Source organism: Compostibacter hankyongensis (assembly GCF_039541075.1).
Taxonomy (GTDB): domain Bacteria; phylum Bacteroidota; class Bacteroidia; order Chitinophagales; family Chitinophagaceae; genus Compostibacter; species Compostibacter hankyongensis.
This window is the reverse complement of sequence record NZ_BAABFN010000001.1, coordinates 844,676-863,585: the sequence shown is the minus strand read 5'-3', so window position 1 is coordinate 863,585 and position 18,910 is coordinate 844,676. Positions and strand designations below refer to the sequence as shown.

The 18,910-nt window shown below is 53.5% G+C and carries 10 protein-coding genes; 3 read left to right on the top strand and 7 right to left on the bottom strand.

Annotated features, from left to right (window positions below):
- Positions 1–10: 10 nt before the first annotated feature.
- The 6 genes from ABD851_RS03600 to ABD851_RS03575 all read right to left on the bottom strand — a co-directional run bounded on the left by ABD851_RS03600 (position 11) and on the right by ABD851_RS03575 (position 13,686).
- Positions 11–3,151, bottom strand: a complete 3,141-nt coding sequence (locus ABD851_RS03600) for a SusC/RagA family TonB-linked outer membrane protein (RefSeq protein ID WP_344976399.1) — start codon at positions 3,149–3,151, stop codon at positions 11–13.
- Positions 3,152–3,285: 134 nt separating this feature from the next.
- A complete protein-coding gene (locus ABD851_RS03595; RefSeq protein ID WP_344975466.1) occupies positions 3,286–4,569 on the bottom strand; it encodes a golvesin C-terminal-like domain-containing protein in 1,284 nt (427 codons plus the stop codon).
- A 295-nt stretch (positions 4,570–4,864) separates the two neighbouring features.
- Positions 4,865–6,532 (bottom strand): RagB/SusD family nutrient uptake outer membrane protein, encoded by a 1,668-nt coding sequence (locus ABD851_RS03590; protein WP_344975463.1) that lies wholly within the window; start codon positions 6,530–6,532, stop codon positions 4,865–4,867.
- A gap of 101 nt (positions 6,533–6,633) precedes the next feature.
- Positions 6,634–9,639 carry a SusC/RagA family TonB-linked outer membrane protein gene (locus ABD851_RS03585; protein ID WP_344975460.1) on the bottom strand — a complete coding sequence of 1,002 codons (3,006 nt, stop codon included), beginning with the start codon at positions 9,637–9,639 and terminating at the stop codon, positions 6,634–6,636.
- Positions 9,640–9,668: 29 nt separating this feature from the next.
- The gene (locus ABD851_RS03580) at positions 9,669–11,951 is read right to left on the bottom strand and encodes an FAD-dependent oxidoreductase (RefSeq protein ID WP_344975457.1); all 2,283 of its coding nucleotides are present in this window, start codon (positions 11,949–11,951) and stop codon (positions 9,669–9,671) included.
- Positions 11,941–13,686 (bottom strand): sodium:solute symporter family protein, encoded by a 1,746-nt coding sequence (locus ABD851_RS03575; RefSeq protein ID WP_344975454.1) that lies wholly within the window; start codon positions 13,684–13,686, stop codon positions 11,941–11,943. Before ABD851_RS03575 ends, ABD851_RS03580 begins: the two co-directional genes overlap by 11 nt.
- A 258-nt stretch (positions 13,687–13,944) precedes the next feature.
- On the opposite strand from ABD851_RS03575, the gene ABD851_RS03570 reads away from it, so the two are divergent.
- Positions 13,945–14,967 carry a LacI family DNA-binding transcriptional regulator gene (locus tag ABD851_RS03570; protein ID WP_344975451.1) on the top strand — a complete coding sequence of 341 codons (1,023 nt, stop codon included), beginning with the start codon at positions 13,945–13,947 and terminating at the stop codon, positions 14,965–14,967.
- Here the strand turns inward: ABD851_RS03570 and ABD851_RS03565 are convergent.
- The gene (locus ABD851_RS03565) at positions 14,964–16,610 is read right to left on the bottom strand and encodes an AsmA family protein (RefSeq protein WP_344975447.1); all 1,647 of its coding nucleotides are present in this window, start codon (positions 16,608–16,610) and stop codon (positions 14,964–14,966) included. The genes ABD851_RS03570 and ABD851_RS03565 overlap by 4 nt on opposite strands.
- A 120-nt stretch (positions 16,611–16,730) precedes the next feature.
- On the opposite strand from ABD851_RS03565, the gene ABD851_RS03560 reads away from it, so the two are divergent.
- On the top strand, positions 16,731–17,765 hold the full coding sequence (locus ABD851_RS03560; RefSeq protein WP_344975444.1) for an LLM class flavin-dependent oxidoreductase: 1,035 nt from the start codon (positions 16,731–16,733) through the stop codon (positions 17,763–17,765).
- 22 nt (positions 17,766–17,787) lie between these two features.
- Positions 17,788–18,888 (top strand): tRNA 2-thiouridine(34) synthase MnmA, encoded by a 1,101-nt coding sequence (gene mnmA, locus ABD851_RS03555; RefSeq protein WP_344975440.1) that lies wholly within the window; start codon positions 17,788–17,790, stop codon positions 18,886–18,888.
- The last annotated feature ends 22 nt before the right edge of the window (positions 18,889–18,910 follow it).

The window sequence follows — 18,910 nt, the reverse complement described above, 5'->3', positions numbered from 1 at the left end:
AATATCCTTTTTAGAATGAAATCTGAACCCCTGCGTTAAATACGCGCTGCACCGGATAATCCAGGCCGTTCCCGGCCATTTCCACATCCCATATCTTGAACTGACTAAAGCTCAGGAGATTGGTTCCGCTGAGATAAAATCTGACCTTTTCCAGGAACATTCTTTTGGTAAGCCGCTGCGGAAGGGTATAACCCAACTCTACATTCTTCAGCCGGAGAAAAGCCCCATTGTTCATGAACCAGGTACTTTTTTGGCTATTGTTCGGATTCTCAGAAGTACTGAGTCTCGGCCAGAGCGCATACAGGTTCTGATTGTCTTCCGACCAGTGATCGTCGGCATAAGCTTTTAAAAGCTGGTTCTTCGGCTGACCGGTCAATGACGGATTATTCTGTTTCTCATTATCATAGAGGTAATTGACGAAAGGCGCTGTCGCCTTAGGATCAATCCAGAAAGACTCTCTTGCCAGGCCCTGGAAGAAAAAGGAGAGATCAAAGTTTTTATACCCTGCCGACACGCCGAATCCATACACGATCTCGGGATCGGTGGGATAACCAATGGGTACCTGGTCCAGCGTAGTGATCTGTCCGTCCCCGTTGATGTCGCGATACTTGATATCGCCTCCCATAACCTGCACCCCGAAGTTCTGGGTGGGAGAGCCCGACACCTCGTTGTCGTCTACAAACAACCGTTCGGCAATATACCCCCACTGTTGGGAGAGCGAATGACCCACATGCGATTTCCAGGGCGCATTTTCATAGGTGGGCTCTTCATATACCAAAAACTTACTGGCGGCATACGTAAAGTTGGCCCGGGCCTGCACCCAGATATCCTGACCGAAAAATTGTGAATAATCTATTGAAAGGTCTATACCCTTTCCTTCTGCTTCACCAACGTTCGCTTGAGGAACGGAACCACCGCTCAAGCCAACCAGTGTCGGAATATAAGATCGGGTCATCAATATATGGGTACGATGCTCTTTCCAGATATCCGCTATAATGTTGACGGTATTGAACAGACCCAGGTCCATGCCCACATTGGTCTTATAGGCCTTTTCCCAGGTAATGTAAGGATTACTGTACCGGTTAACCGTTACCCCATTCCTGGCATAGGTATTATCGAGTCCGAAGATGGCGGCTTTTGCAGGATCATCCAGATTCACCTCAGAAAGGTAAAAGAAGCGGTCGTCATCGCTGCCGATGGCATCGTTGCCGATGAGGCCATAGGTAGCACGCAGCTTCAGATTGGTAATGGTATGACTAAGCGGCTTCCAGAACTTTTCCCCGGAGACCTGCCAGCCGATTCCGGCAGAGGGGAAAAATCCGAAACGGTGCGTCTTGTAGAAACGTTCCGAACCGTTATAGCCAAAATCAAACTCGGCAAAATACCGGTTGTCATAGGCATAGGTATACCGGCCTGACACCCCGATATTGCGGTGCGCCAGCGAAGTTTGCAACGTACCAGCGTTTCCGGAAAGCTTGTTTTGCATCAGGAATACCAGCAGACCACTGAGATTGTGCTTGTCATGAAAAGTCCGGTTATAATTGGCCGTCAGCTGAATATAAGTAGTGGTATTGACCTTCTTGGGTCCTTCGTCATAGCCCAGGTATTCCGTACCCTCATCTTCATTGATAGAGCTCAGGGTATAGGCCTTGTTGACCTTGTCATAAAATCCTACCTGATACCAGTAGGGTTTGTAGGAGCGGTTGACATCAAAATAGGCATACCGGGTGGTATTGAACAGGCCCTGCAGGTTCAGCCCCTCCGTAATAAAAGACAGGTCCTGCTTCAGATTGAACTGGGCCAGCATGAGAGACTGGTTATACTCCTTATATCCGCTGACCATTTCGGCGTAAGGGTTGAGCAGAATATCCGAAGTATTGCCAAAAAGGATATGATGCACATAGCTGTGAGCTTCATCTACCGGAAAATAAGGCGGGAAGCTCACCGGATCGCTGCGGACCGCTTCGCGGTAATACTGCGTTCCCCCGTTTACCGGGCCGGTATAATCGTCAAAAGTTCCGTACAGCTTTACGCCTACCTCGGTGGTCTTCGTGATATTGATATTCACATTCGAGCGCAGCTCGTAGGTTTTTAAGTTGATGTTATTATTAAAGTTGTTCCGATGGTCTACCTTGAGGATCCCGTTGTCCTGGTTAAAGGTAGCTGCGAGATAATACCGGGCTACCTTTCCGCCTCCGCTGACGTTCATATTGGCCCGCTGGTTCATCGTGTAGTCCTTGAACAATACATCTCTCCAGTCAGTAGCCGGAAAAGCATAGGGATCCGTACCCGCGATGGTATTATCAATCTTTGAAGGAGAATAAGGCCGTGACCCCAGCGGATTACGGGTGAGCACCGCCTCATTATTCAGCTTCATGTAAGTGATAGGATCGGCGAGCTCCACATTTCGGGTGGGCGCAGACATAGAGTTTTCCAGGCGTATGGAAATTTTGGCCTTGCCCTCTGCCCCCTCCTTGGTCGTGATCAGGATGATGCCGTTGGCGCCGCGGGCGCCGTACAGCGCGGTAGCCGTGGCATCTTTCAGGATCGAAAAGCTGGCGATATCATCTACCTGCATGCGGGCCAGATCGGTCGCAGTGAGCTCGATACCATCCACCAGGATCAGCGGGTCTTTTTTATAACCAAAGGTGGTCACACCCCGGATAAAGAAGTTGGCGTTATCCAGCCCCGGCTCACCGCTCCGCTGGTAGGCGATCATGCCGGCGAGTCTTCCTGCCAGCGCAGTGGTGAGGTTGCTCGACGGCACCTTTAGCTCTCCGGGATTGATGGTGGTAACCGAACCTACTACTTCCTGCTTCTTCTGCGTACCGAAGGCGACGACCACCGTTTCGCCCAGCTGGTTGGAAGCCGGGAGCAACTTTATATTGATTTCACTACGGCCGGCAGCCGGAATTTCCTGGATATCGAACCCCACCATGCTGAAGACCAGGGTAGCCTGCTCCGGCACTTCAATAATATACCGGCCATTCAGGTCGGTAGTGGTGCCGACGGATTTGTTGTCTTTCACATATACCGTCACACCCGGCAGCGGAGCCCCGCTGCTGTCCGTAACGATACCATTCACTTTTTTATCCGGCAGGCCGGTGATTCCGGCATATCCGTATTCACCCAGAGCTGCACCGGCCGGCATCTTCACAGATGCGGCTGTATTTGCTGCAAAAAGCGAATGCGGCCATAATACGGACAAGAGCAAGCACAGCAATGCAATACCTGGTCCAGGCTGTCGTAGAGATCTTATCATCATAACGTTTTTATCGGATTATATTATGCTTTTACAAACTTGGCCGCATCCGCGACCGTGTATCCCGGCCCCATAGCGATCAACTTTATCATGTTATTCCAGCCTTTTTTAAAAGAATAGCGTCCGATCTTTACCCATTCCCCGTCATGTTCGCGCTGGTTGATCGATTTCGTAGTGTCCTTCTTTGCACCGCCGTCGTACCATATCTCAAGCGGCACTTTTTCAGAACGATCTTCCCCGGCCGGCCATCTTAAATAAATATCATAGTTGCCGTCCTCAGCAATGAGCGGTCTGAACAGCGCCCAGTCCCTAAAGGGATTATAGGTTTTCCCGGGCTTCCACTTGTAGTAATTCTTGCCGCGGTAGGCATCGCCGTCAGTAGAGATTTCCCAGTAGGTGCCCATATTAAAACCCCAGGGGTCGTAGTTATCAACATATACCGTGGTACCGGTTTCCGGAACCGGCTCCACTTTGGGGGGCAGCGAGGCATCGGGGTCTTTTGAATAGCAGCGGATATAATCAAAATAGTCATATGCCGGAAGATCCGCCGTCACCTCCGCCTGGGTAGCGATTACCGTCAGCCACAGATTCATGGAATAGTGCTTGTAGTCGTCTTCTGTAGCATTGATGGTATGCACGTTCTTTCCGTCCACATAAAATTTCAACCCTTCGCTGGTATATTCATATCCATAGATATGATAGCCATCGGAGGCATCGAGGCCCAGATCCTGTTCATGAACAGACGACCAGTTCTTTTTCTTGGAGGACCAGCCGTCGCGATGGATCCACAGGTTATGATTAGACGACCGGGTAGATTCCATTTCAAACACATCAATTTCCATGAAGCGGTCAAAGGCATACGTCAGGAATCCGGTACCCTGCTGGGTCCAGAAAGAATGATGCCAGCCTTCGGCATGGGTCAGCTTAGCCTTCACCTCAAAGTATCCGTGCTGCCATCTCCTTTTGGAGACAATACCGGCTCCGGTATACGGCATGCCCAGAAAATCTTCTTTCTTCATGGCCAATACCAGGTTACCGTTCTTTACAGAGACGTTCTCTGCTCTTTGCGCGCTGTTCATCTTCAGATCCATCCGGTAAAACCATTCGGATTCATCCAGGGACTTTCCGTCAAAATTGTCCTCCCAGATGAGATGGTAGCCTTCCGGACGGTAAATCCCATCCGCTTCAACGACTTTTTTCGCTTTCTCCTTTGGCTTTGGGAGGTTAGACAAGTTTGCGCCAAGCGGCAGTACGGAATAGGCGACTATTCCCTTGCCCAGATCTCGAATGAATTCTTTTCTTTCCATCTGTACGTTATTTTATAAGCTGCGGTTTACGTCGTCCACAAAGATTTTTAGCGGTCTCAATGAAACGAAGTTCGGCAACGCCATTTAAAAATAATTCGATCCCGTTGCCAATGCTGCGCCTTTCCGGTTTGAGGTTCCTGATTTGAGATTTCCGGTTTGAAGTTTCATGATCTAAAGTTGATCTGCCAGGAACGTAGCCTTAGATGTTAAACTTTTAGATGATTATTTCATTATCAAATCATCAAATCCTATTCAATGCCTTTCGCCTTTTACCTTTCTCCTTTCGCCTTTTATCTTAATATCCCGGGTTCTGCTTCAGGTTGCGATTCACATCGATCTCTTTCTGCGGTATCGGCCACAGATAGTGCTTCTTGGGATCAAAGGTGTTCACGCTGATCGTTTTAAAGAGCTGATCAGCATCGGGATAAACCGGGTGGCCATATTCATCAATCTGCGGTTTTACCGCATCATACCAGTGCGCCTTGGTCCTTCTGCCATACACCTTACCGGGCATCACATGCTCGGCATATTTCCATCTGCGGATATCCATAAGCCGGAACCCTTCGTCGGCCAGCTCCACCGTGCGCTCATACCGTACTGTTTTCCTGAGCTCCGCCTGGGTCATGCCTGCATCCACGGGCGGCATCTCCACTCCGGGCCTGCCCCGCACTTCGTTGATGGCATCGGCCACGCTCTGGTCGATCTGCCCCAGCTCGATCTTGGCCTCAGCATAGGTCAGCAGCACCTCCGCATAGCGGATCAGGATAACGTTCTGTTCCGAGGAGGTCACTTTCGTCGGAAAATCCGATTCATTCAGCCATTTGCGCCACAGGTATCCGGTAAAGGTGGCATAAGCATTCGTCACCTCCAGATTCCCCGCCCGTACAGTATCGGTTCCCACAGCCTGAAGGGTCTGGGTGCTGTCCGGATGCGTCTGGAAAAGATAATTGTTGAACCATACGCCGGGCCGGATAATGGATTGATCCAGCCGCGGGTCCCGATGCTCAAACGGGTGCTCAGGGTCATAATACGGCGACTCGTCTATAGGCTTTCCATCTATACAGGCATACTGGTCCACCATGGTCTGGGTGGGCACCAGGATGCTGTAGCTCGATCCGTTGCGGGGGCCTTCGATCTGGGGGATGATGTTCGTCTTCACCCCGGTGAGGTACGGGAGGACGAGAATGATCTCACTACTTCCCTTTCCTTCGTAATGGAACAACTCGTTGTAATCCGGATGGATGGAATAAACACCCAGGTCCATGACCGCTTTTGCGGCGGCGGCCGCTACTTCATAATCGCCTTCATCGAGGGCCAGACGCGCCTTCAGCGCCAGCGCAGCCCCCTTGGTAGCTCTGCCCTCATCACTGCCGCTCCAGCTCAGCGGCAGCACGGCAGCAGCGGCGTCAAGATCCTCATAGAGGTGAGCCACGATCTCCTTTTTCGGTGTCTGGGCGAGATCGGCGCTGTCGAGGGAAAGCATGGTGGTCACATAGGGTACGTCGCCGTACAGCTCAACCAGCCAGAAATAGAAATAGCTGCGAAGGAATGTGGCCTGAGCCTGTATGCCGGCATAAAAATCGGCCGGCACCACATCCTTGGCCCGATCCATGTTCTGCAGGATATTGTTGCATTTGGAAATGCTGCTGTACATCCAGCTCCAGGTGTTGCCAAAGATGGCGGCATCCGGGGTAAACTGGCCGGCCTGTACGGTCTGAACGTTGGCATAATCCCCGCGCGACCAGGCAATATCCGTGGTGGCTTCCAGGTACAACGTATAAGGCACGCTTCCGCTCTCCCACCACAGCCCGGTATAGGCACCGTTGATAGCCAGGTTCAGCTCGTCCTTGCTTGAGAAGAACGTCGCGTCGGAAGGGCTGTCCAGCGGCAGCTTGTCCAGAAAGCCCTTTTGGCAGGAAGTGGCGGCAACCAGCAATATGAGCAATATCAGATGCTGTTTCATCGCTTAGTATTTAATTTGTCTGCTTGAAGAGAGCCGCTATGCCGGTATCCGGCCGGTGAAAAATATAGCAGGCTCAGTTTCATCAGACAAAGGTTTAAAGTTTAGAAGGTCAGGTCAATCCCGAAGACATAAGTACTGGTAATAGGATATACGCTGGCGTTTCCGCTGGGTCTTTCAGGATCCCATCCCTTCGGCATATGATCCAGCGTAAACAGGTTCTGCCCGGTGACATACACACGCAGCTTTTCGATAAAGGTGCGTGAGGTGATGCTGGCCGGAAGCTGATAGCCGATCTGCACATTCTTCAGCCGGGCATAGGCGGAATTAAAGTTCCAGAAACTGGAGTTCTGAAAATTGTTATGGGTGGTTTCCGCAATAAGCCTCGGATATTTGGCGTCCGGATTTTCAGGCGTCCAGTAATCCAGCTGCCAGGTCTGTATCTTGCCGGCATTAAAAAACGCCCAGACCGCATCCTTGTAAAGGAAGACGTCCTTCTTTCCCACACCTTGTATAGCCACGCTCAGGTCAAAATCTTTGTACTGTGCAGAAAAGTTCAGTCCGAAAGTAAACCGGGGGAGCTGATCGCCGATCACTGTCCGGTCGTCCGCATCAATGACGCCATCCCCGTTGAGATCGGCATATATGATATCCCCGGGCGCGTAGTTGCCAAACTGGACAGGCGCCTTGTCTACCTGCTCCTGGGTCTGGAAGATGCCGATCGCTTTGTAGCCGAAGATGGAATTGATGGGGTAGCCTTCTTTGATAACGGTATAGTCGCTGATATAGGGTCCCGTTCCCTGAAGATCCACCACTTCGTTCTTCACATCGGAGAGGTTGAAGCCGATACGGTATTTAAAGGCGCCGTCGTGGTTGCGGTAATCCACGGCCAGTCCCCATCCGGTGTTCTTCACACCGCCGGCATTCTGGTAAGGTACGCTCAGGCCCACAATAGCGGGTATGGGCAGCTGGAGCAGAATACCCGTGGTATTGCGGACATAATAATCGTAGACGATATTGAGCTTGTTATCCAGCAATCCGATGTCCACGCCAACATCTGAGGTAGTGGTTTCTTCCCAGGAAATATCCCGGTTGGACATGGCTTGCTGTGCTGCACCGTTGGCCGGGGCTCCGCCGAAAATATAGTTGACCCCCAGGTTGATGACCGAAGCAAAAGGATAGTTGCCGATCTCCTGGTTGCCCAGCTTACCCCAGGATCCCCGCAGCTTCAGCTCGGAAAGCCAACCCACATCTTTCAGGAAAGGCTCTTCTGAAATACGCCATCCTGCCGAGAAAGAAGGAAAGGCGCTGTACTGGTTGCCCGATGCAAAACGGGAGGAGCCGTCTACGCGCAGATTGGCTTCCAGCAGGTACTTGCTGCCGAAGTCGTAGTTCAGCCGTCCGAACCAGGAGCGCAGGGCCCATTCGGCCGCCGTCCCCGAATTCTGCCAGTTCTCGATGGAGCCCGCATTCAGCTCCTGGTAATCGGGCAGCGGGAAATTATCGCGAAAGGCGCCGAAGCCGTCGGTATGGTAACCGATCTGCTCATATCCCGCGAGGAAATGAAAGTCGTGCCGGTCAAAATTCGTATTATACTTGAGCAGCAGCTGCGTGGTCGTCTGCAGGCTCCTGGAATCGTTTTCGTTCAGCGTGCTCTTGACCGGGAAGGTAAAGGCCGGGGACTCAGATCCCGGTTCATAGGTGGAGACGGATTTGAAAAAGTCCTTGGTCCAGGTATCGCCGTATGTAGGGGTGAAATTCAACGTGACCTCCGCGCCTTTAAACGGCTGGTAATCGGCCTGTATCGTCCCGGTAAAACTTTCATAAACCGTATTCACCTGCCCGCCGTCCTGCACCCGGGCCAGGGGATTGGTGCCGGACAGGCCTATCCCGTAGCGTCCGTCCGAGAGGAGCGCGGGGTATATCGGCGGTTGCCGGATCACTTCCGAGAGCACGCCGTAGGTGCCCAGGCCCCCGGCCGGAGAGAGCGTGGGGGAATGCCGGCCGGAGAGATCAAGGCGTACCTGAAAATTATCGGTGATGTCTGCAGTGGTATTCAGCCGGAAGGAATAGCGCTGCGATTCATAGTTGGGGATCTCGCCTTTCTGATCCTGATAGGCGACCGAGCCCATCACCCGGACGGTTTTGCTGCCGCCGGATACGCTCAGGTAATGATGCTGCAGAAATCCCGATCCCGTATACACTGCCTTTTGCCAGTCCACATCAGGATAATGGTCCGGATCCGTTGCCTTGTTTTTCTGATAAGCCGCAAGGTATTCGTCCGTATACAACGGATCCCTGCCTTCGTTACGAAAAGCCTGGTTCAGCGCCGTCATATAAGTATATCCGTCGGTAAAATCCTGCAGATCCGTGAACCGCTGCCATCCCGCATAAGCGTTGTAATTCACTTTCAGCTTCCCTTCCTCCCCCCGTTTTGTAGTTACCAGGATCACCCCGTTTGCGGCACGGGACCCGTAGATGGCGGAGGAGGAGGCATCCTTCAGGACGGACATGCTCTCGATGTCGTTAGACTCTACCCCGTCCAGCGTACCCTGTATGCCGTCTATCAGCACCAGCGGGTCTGAATTACCCAGGGTGCCGACACCCCTCACCCGGATGGATCCGCCGTCCGCACCCGGCTGGCCGGAGCTCTGGGTAACAGCGACGTCGGGCATCATCCCTTCCAGCGCGGCCGAGGCGCGCATGACAGGTCGTTTGACCAGGTCCACCCCGGAAACCGAGGACACGGACCCCGTGAGGTTCACCTTTTTCTGGGTACCGTAACCTACGGCCACGACTTCGTTGAGACCAACGGCTCCGGGCTGTAGCACGATCCTGATGTAATTTTTTCCCGCAAGGGAAACTTCCTGGGGGGCATATCCTATATAGGATACTTTCAAGGTGGCCGTTGCCTGACCCAGGGAAAGCGTGAAACGCCCCCTTGCATCGGTGACCGCCCCGTTGCTTTCTCCGGCCCCGACAACGTTGGCCCCTGCCAGCGGCTGGTTTTGTTCGTCCGTTACAATCCCGCTCACTGTTTTCTGCTGGGCCGTCAGCCGGGTAGCCGCAAACAGGAATAGCAGTAGCAGGATGAATGTTACTTGCTTCATAAGCAAAGCTTTTAAGATGACCGTTAACGTTATTCACACCGGATCTCAAAAAGAGATGCCGGGATATGCTGAAAAGGATGTTCCAACTCAAGACGTAACGAGGGGGTTTCAACAGGGTAGGGAAACACGATGCGGTTGAGCGCCTGGTGGTTTTCCCGCTGTTCGTATAACAACGTACCGGCCGCATCGTATAGACGGTATGCCCGCACACAAAAAGGAATGACATCTTCCGGGTGCCCCATCAGGGCCGATTCCAGCGGATGATCGAAATCGGTATCAAAATGCAGGGTAACAGACGTGATCCGGCGGGGACTATCCCAGGCGAGGGTCACGGCAGGATGTGGATCCTGCGGATCGGCGGTCCAGGCATTGGTGCCCAGGTAAGGCCGGGTAAACCCGTTCCGCAGATGGGCGGCGGCATAAGGTTCCGGTGAGGGGCTTATCTCCATCGCGATGTTATGTCCGCCGGGACGGCGCCGCGGACACCAGAATTCAAAGGCCTCCACGCCGGAGTCTTCCGGCGCATTCTGGTAGCCGTTATTGGATACCGCCTTGTTCACTCCGTTAAAGACGGACAATATGCCTGTATAACGGGAATGGCTACCTTGCACAGACAGGTCATCATTCCGGCGAAACAGCAGAAAACCGTACTGGTCTTCCGGAATGGGCTGCGAAAAGATAAGGTCCAGGTATTGCTCTCCCTTTTCCACCGGAAGCTCCAGTGTTTCGAGGGTAACATCCGGGGTATAATTGAAGCTTTTTGAGCTGATGCGGAGATCGGCGTGCAATGTCGTTTTCTGCTCGGCCCTTACCTTTATCCGGAAGCGATACTGTTCTCCCCGCTTCATGGGCAGCATCTGCCCGGTGCCTACCTCCAGCTTCAGCCAGGGGCCGTCGAAGGGGATGCGGTCCAGCTTACATACGGACGATGCCGTCAGGGATACCTCCCGCATGAGATCGCCCTCCCGGTACCGGATGGGCAGCCCCGGGATATTCTGACCGATCCTGTTGAGCGCGTTTTGCAGCTTTTCCATCTGCGGGGCTGCGCAGATATCATGCGGCAGGAGATTCTCCTGCCGGCACAATGCCGCCGCCATTCCCACGGCCTGCGCACCGTGCGCGCAGGTGGCCATTACCCGGGAAGAGCCGAAGGCCACATGGGAGATGCTGGCAATACGCCCCGCAAAAAAGAGGTTATCGATATCCCTGCTGATATAGCAGCGGTAAGGTATCTGGTAAACGCCCTTGCTGTGCCACTGATTACAGCTGGGCAGGGGACTGTATACTCCGTCGGCCGGATGCAGATCCAACGCCCATCCGCCAAAGGCCACAGCATCATCAAAACGGGTCTGTCCGATCACATCCTGCTGGGTGAGCATGTATTCGCCTTCAAAACGCCTGCTTTCGCGCTTGCCGGGGATCGTCCCCACCCATTCGAGGGTAAGGTTGTCCACATCTTCGAAGGTGCCCGAGTTTTTGATATAATGCCATACGCCGTAAACCACCTTCCACAGTTCCCATTTGATCAGCTCTGTGTCGTACACCGTGTCGTTGCGTCCCCCGTATTCGATCCACCACAGCCGGCACCCGTCGTCCTGCGGGTTCAGCGTTTTATACCGCGGGATCTTCCTGATGTCCTGCAGGGCATAAGCCGGGGGGACAAACTTTACCGGTCTGTCGGCACGTTTGCTGTAAAAGTATATGGAGTGGCCGAGCAGCTCGCCGTACCCGCTGTCCGGGGCCAGCCGCTCGCCGAATTCGGCCCTGTCTTCCGCCCCCATCCGGAAGGCGGCTCCTGCCAGAAAGCTGACGATGCCATCTCCCGAGGCATCGCAAAACAGGGGCGCCGTCAGCTGGTATGCCGTGGAGTTCTGGCTGCAAAAGGCCTTTACGCTGCTGATCTTTTTAGCCGATGTTTTTTCGATCTCATAGATCATCGTATTCAGCAGCAAAGTGATATTTTTTTCCGCTGTTACCTTTTCCAGCAGCACCGTATCCAGGATAAGGGGGTTACCTTCTTTGTTGCGGTAAAGATTTTCAATCAGTATCTCGTCGATCACGCCGCCTTCCCGGGCCCAGCGGTTATTATTCCCCATATGGGAAGTAGCCCCCAGCACCCACAATCGCACTTCGCTGGAAGCGTTACCGCCCAGCACGGGACGGTCCTGAACAAGCACTACTTTTATACCGGCACGGGCTGCCGTAATGGCGGCGCAGCACCCGGACATGCCTCCGCCGGCAATCACCAGGTCAGCATCCAGCCGGATCAGTTTGTTTTCTCTTATCGTTTCGGATTCCGCTCTATTCAACATAATCTGATGCTTTTTTTTCTTCCTTGTTGTAAGATATTTCCACAGTTTTTAGTTTACCTGTTTTCCGGGGATAGATGGCCCAGCCCGCGATAATGATCACCCCGCCCATGGCGGCCACCACCCAGGTAGTGCCGATAGCGTGCAGTCCCAGCAAACCCATCAGCACACCGGTAATAAGGGTCCCGAGCGCGATCACCTTTTTGCCTTTCCGGTTGTCCTCGGTTTCCGCTTCTGCTTCTGCTTCTGCTTCCGCTTCCGCAGGCTGTGCAGGCGCCGCTGTCCGCCGTATGGCTTTTTCCGCCACATAATGTTCATAATCCCGGCTGATGAATCCGGACTGCAGCGCCCATATCTCATAGGCCAGGAGCAGCATTACGGGAGCCCCCATCCCCACGATCATCTCCATGCTTCTGCTCAGACCGGTTCCCGTCAGAACGGGAAAGAGAAATTTGAAGAACAGGTTGATCAAAAGGCTGATGGCTGTTACCCAGAGGACGGATCTCCCGGTTTGTTTTCTTGAAAACAAGGCCCAGAGCGGGGGCAGGTACATGGCCCCTCCGGTGAAGGCTGCCAGGCTCAGCACCACCTCCACGATACCACCGATATAGGGGATGACCAGGGCCACTCCGATGGTCAAAACACCAAAAACAACGGTGGAGAGCCGGGCCACGCGCATAAGCTTCTTTTCGGTACTATGCGGAAAGAGCGCTTTGTAGAGATCATTGGTGAATACCCCCGATGTGATGTTCAGCGTGGTATTCACGGAGCTTGAGGTGGCGAATACCATTCCACCCAGCATAAGTCCCATGACCCCGACCGGCAGGACGGTCTTACATATCAGCAGATAGGCATCTTCACTGTTCAGCCCCTGCAGATCCGGGTTCACGATCCGGTAGATCATCGGGGGCAGCATCCAGATCACCGGACTGACCAGATACAGCGCTCCAAACAGCCAACCCACCTTCTTGGCATCCCGTGCAGTCTTTACGGTAGTATATCGTTGAACATAAGTCCAGTTACCGCTCAGAAAAAAAAGGTTATATAAGGCAAAGGCTGCCAGAAAACCGAAGGAATATTCGTTATTATGGAGATCAAAGAAGTGGTCCGGGGCTTTCTGTATCATTTCGGAAAGACCGCCGATCTTTCCGAATGCCAACGGCACTACAATCAGTACGGCGGCGGTCAGCACAATAAACTGGAGAACGTCTGTTACTACTACCGCCCACAATCCGCCGGTAGCCGTATAAGCCAGAATAAGCAACCCCAACACTATCGTGGTCAGGTACACGGGCACGCCGGTATATACCTGAAGTATTTTGGCAACAGGATAAAGGAAAGCCCCCGTGGTGAAGAGGGAAATCAGCAGAAAGAGGTAAGAATATATCTTCTGCGTACGGTATCCCATTCTGAGGGTAATAAATTCGGCGGCCGTAAGCACCCCGGTCTTCTGCCACCTGGGTGCCACTATAAAACCGATGATAAATCCCGCCAGGCACATCGTCCATTGAATAGCTACAGCTACCCAACCATACTGATAGGCAATGGACCCCCATACCACAAAGGTGCCGGCCGAGAAGAAGCTCATAAAGAGCGACAGGCCGCTGATCCACCAGGGTACAGCCCCTCCCCCTGCAAAAAAGGATTTCATGTCCTTCCCCGAACCGGAAAAAGACATGCCGCAAATCACTACAAGCAGGGAAAAAACAACAACAGCTATCAGATCAAGGTATGGCATAGCGAGGAACGGATTTGTAACGGAAAACTATAGAAAGGAGGGAGGAGGCTCCTTGTTTTTTCCGGAAAAAATTTCCGGAAACGCTCCCGAAAACGTTTTCAATTTCCGAAAACGTTTTCGAAATATGCATATCTTTACCTTGCAGCAAAAAAAGAAAGCTGTTTACATCTCCAAAAAGCCCTCTCTTATCATCCCCGGGAAAAACGATCCGGATAGTTCGTTTTAAACAGTATCTTACACACGGCTAATCAAATGGCTATGCAGTACGTCACCATAAAAGATATTGCCCGGGCGCTGAACGTTTCGGTGGCCACTGTTTCCCGCGCCTTCAACGACAAGTATGATATCAAGAAGGAGACCCGGGAGCTGATCCTCGAAAAGGCCAGGGAGCTGGGCTACAAGCCCAATCCCATCGCAAGAAAGCTGTTGCAGAAACATTCCTACAACGTCGGGGTCATCGTTCCCGAATTCATCAATTCCTTCTTCCCCGAGGTGATCATCGGCATACAACAGGTGTTCCTGGAAAAAGGCTATCAGGTCATTATCATGCAATCCAATGAAAGCGCCGAAACGGAGCTGGAAAACCTGATCTCCATGGAAAACAATATGGTGGAAGGTTTGCTGATATCCCTGTCCAAGGACACCCGGAATATGGACTATCTGGAACAGCTCAACCGGGACCGGTTTCCCGTCGTGCTCTTTAACCGTGTTAACGAAACGTTACCCGTTTCCAAAGTGGTGTTTAACGATTACAAATGGGCCCTCTTTGCCACGGAGCACCTGATCGAACAGGGTTACAAAAAGATATTCCATCTCTCTGCCCCCCGCTGCCTGACCCTGAGTAAAAACCGCATCAACGGATTTAAAAAAGCCCTTGAAAAACACCGCCTCCCCTGCAGCGAAGCGCAAATCATCGAAACCGGCATCCTGATCGAAGACGGGGAGCGGGTGATGGAGCAGCTGATCAGCAGCGGCAATGTTCCCGAAGCTATCTTTGCCACCAACGATCCCTGCGCGCTGGGCGCCATGAAAGCCTTAAAAAAGCATGGCTATAAGATTCCGGGCGACATCGGCATAGTGGGCTTTTCCAACAGCAAGATGACGGAGATCGTGGAACCCTCGCTCACCAGCGTGGCCCAGCCGACCACCGAGATGGGAAAGATCGCCGCCCGGCTGCTGCTGGAGCAGATCACCGGCACAGGAAATGCCGATCCGAAAACCATCCTGATGGAAGGCAGCCTGATCGTCCGTAACTCTTCGATCAGGGAAAAACAATCTTAAGAAGCTTTTTTCTTTTCCTCCGAGCGCTGCATAAAGTCCTGCAACTGTTCCCGTTTAAAACGGCTGTGCTGCGCATTGAGCAACGTGGTGAGCGCGCCTTTTTTGATGGAATTCCAGAGATAATTGAAAAAGGAGCGGTCGCGATATCGTGTAAAGCGGAAGGTCGCCGTCTGGGGCTGGTCGTCTTCCGGCTTGTTGTGCTTACGGATAAACAGGTTGGCCACGGCGCTGAGCAGGCGGTTGGTCTTATGTCCCTCCTTCTCAAAAATATCGAGGGTAAGACTGTCGTACAACAAACGCATGTTGCTGCCCGCACTGATGTCGTTGCCCCGGATGGTCAGGTCGAGCGACTGTACCCGGCCGGAAGCGGTTATATCCGCCAGCGGCTTCAGCGTCCGGTTCAGGGTGGCCATGGGCAGCGACCCCAGCGTGGCGCCCACCTCAAAGGCATCGCCCGGATCCGACAGCCGGAACCGGAAATGCGCCTTCAGCGGGGTAGCGCCCAGCAGAAGGCTCTGCGCCTGCACGTCGCATACGGGATGCTTCAGCAGCCATACCGAATCGTTGCTGATGTTTGCCGCATGGCAGGATAGCCGGTCGAATACCACGGCTCCGCTGCTGCGCGGAGCATCGGGATGCTCTTCATAGGTAATACGGGAGCCGCTGACGCTTAAGGAGTCGATGGTAAGCAGGAAAGGCAGTCTTTTCAGGGCCGTTCCCGGCATGGGCTTTTCCACCGAACGAAACGGAACGCGTTTATCGCGGTAGGACAGGAAAACGGTATTTTCCAGAAACAGCGAGCGGGCATGCACATAGATCTGTTTCCGGGCCACCCCCCAGCTGATATCCCTGAGCCGGATGCGGGGAGCGGACAGCCGGTACCAGTCCTGCTGATAGCCGATCTTCTGCTGAAAAACATCGCGCGAATAGCGCGACGCCAGCTGCAGGCTGTCCAGCTCCAGCATATGGTTTTTCAGCTGCAGGTGGGGAACGCGCATAATATATAAGGTGTCCGGATGAAAGACAACCGAATCACCGCTTATCTCAACGGAACCATAACGGAAAGGAAAAGGCGAAGCCACGGTGGCAGAATCCGCCACCACATCGCGCAGGCGAACATCCAAGGGGCCGGCGCTCAGCACGGGTTCCTTTTTTTGCTGATCGGTAATGGTCAGAAAACCGTCCGTAACCCGGATATTGTTCACCCGGATGCGGTCCAGCAGGGTCTTTAAAAAAATATTGGAAGACAGCGAGTCCCGGTTCAGCTCGCCCGGCTTCAGCCTAAGCGTTATGCGGGGGTGCGCTGCCTGCAGCAACCGGGTATGGATCTCCTTTTTCCAGATAAGGCTTCCCAGCGCAAAACCCCTTATTACAAAACCGTCGATCTTAGCATATATCCCCGCGCTGTCTGCCGTCGCGCCGGCATGAAAGGGAAGTATGGTAATATCCTTCAGGGACAAGGTTCGCGTAAACCAATGAACGGAGAAATCCGTATAGCGGATATCGTATTCCCGGCCGGGGTCCCCGTTGAGGATACGGGGCAGCTGACGGTTTAGCCAGCTATGTAAAAAGAAATTTCCACCGCCCAGTAAAAGCAATATGGCTGCTGCCGCTATAACGGCCACTCTTATAAATTTCCGCATAGGCACCCTTTCATGACATCGTTACCAAGATAAGACGTTTATACAATTTAAAAAAAATTATGTTATGATGCCGAACATTTCTCTTTTCTAACTGTTTATACAACAACGTTCCGGAGGGTCATGAAAAAAATAAAGCTGAGCATACTGGATCAGTCTCCTGTCCGCAAAGGCAGCACAGCAGAGGAGGCATTGCGGGAATCGGCCAGGCTGGTAAAGCTGGCGGACAGGTTGGGCTACACCCGCTACTGGGTATCCGAACATCACAATATTCCGGGGCTGGCAGGATCCGCGCCCGAGGTTCTGATACCCTACCTGGCTTCACAAACGCGGCACATCCGCGTAGGGTCGGGCGGCATCATGCTTCCCAACCACAGCGCCCTGAAAGTGGCTGAAAACTTCCGTTTGCTGGAGGCGCTTTTCCCGGGCCGTATCGACCTGGGCATGGGCCGCGCTCCCGGCGGCGACCGGCTCACCGCCCTGCTGCTCAACCCCTCCAACAACTTTGACGAAAAGGCTTTTCTGCAGCAGCTGGCCGACCTCTCCGGCTTCCTGTATGACGATCGCGCTGCGGGCGCCCTGCATGAAAAAGTAAAAGCCATCCCCCGCGCAGCCACCGTGCCGGAGCTCTGGCTGCTGACCTCCAGCGGGGAAAGCGCACTCTTTGCCGCCCATATGGGTATGGGCCTTTCCTTTGCCCAGTTTATCAACCCCAGCGGGGGACCTGCGGCGCTGCAGCTGTACCGGGAGCGGTTCCGCCCTTCCCGCCAGTTCCCGGAACCGGTGGTCAGCGTCGGCATCTTCGCGGGCTGTGCGGACACCGAGGAAAAGGCCGCCGAGCTCCAGGCCGTCATGGATTACCGGCTTCTCAATATTGAAAAGGGAAACCGGGACGCGACCCCGTCCTATGAAGAGATAAAGCATATCGAATATACCGAGCCGGAGCTGGCCCGTATCTATTTCAACCGGAAACGGATGGTCTTCGGCACCCCTGAGCAGGTAAAACAGCAGATACAGTGCCTGGCAGACAGCTTCGACGCAGACGAGTTCGTTATCGCCACCATCACCGACGATTTTGGAGACCGGCTTCGCTCCTACGAGCTGCTGGCGGAAGCATTTGACATTACGCCAACATTTGCCCCGGCAGAAATTCCGTAATTTTGCCGCAAATATTCGCATCATGAGCAGGAAGGGCAAGGTGCTGGTAGCCATGAGCGGCGGTATCGACAGTACCGTCACCGCATTGCTGCTGCACCAGCAGGGTTATGAAGTGGTGGGCATCACCATGAAAACGTGGGACTATGCCACCTCCGGCAGCAGCCGTAAGGAAACGGGCTGCTGCAACCTCGACTCATTCAACGATGCCCGCGCCGCCGCCGTGCAGCACGGTTTCCCCCATTTCGTGCTCGACATCCGCGATGAATTCGGCGATTTCGTCATCAACAACTTTGTGGAAGAATATCTGGCCGGCCGCACCCCCAACCCCTGTGTGCTCTGCAATACCCATATCAAGTGGCGGGCGCTGCTGAAGCGCGCCGATGCGATGGGATGCAGCCATATCGCCACCGGGCATTATGCGAATATCCGGCAGGAAAACGGGCGGCATATCGTCAGCAAGGGTGTGGACGGCAACAAAGACCAGAGCTATGTGCTCTGGGGATTGCAGCAGGACGTGCTCAGCCGTACCCTGCTCCCCCTCGGCAATTACCGGAAGCCCGAGATCCGGCAAATGGCCCTGGATTTCGGCTACCCCGAGCTGGCCAAAAAATCCGAGAGCTACGAAATATGCTTTGTCCCGGACAACAATTACCGCAACTTCTTAAAGCACAAGGTGGAAGGGCTGGAAGACCGGGTAAACGGCGGAAATTTTGTGCTTAAAGACGGCACCGTAGTCGGACAGCACCGCGGCTATCCCTTTTACACGGTAGGTCAGCGCAAGGGGCTGGAAGTGGCTTTCGGCAAACCGGTATACGTTACCGCCATTATCCCCGAAACCAATACCGTTGTACTGGGTGAGGAAGAAGACCTGCACAAAACGCATATGCGGGTAATCCAGCTCAACCTCATTAAATACCCCGCGATCAGCGACGGTATGGAAGCCATGACCAAAATCCGGTACCGCGATCCCGGCGCCCTCAGCAATATTTACCATGAGGCGGACGGCAGCCTGAAGATCTCATTTTATGAACCGGTAAAAGGCATTGCACCCGGCCAGTCCGCCGTATTCTACGAAGGAGACGACGTCATCGGCGGAGGGATCATTAACCCCCTGACCCCCTGAAGGGGGAATAAGGAGAAAGGTT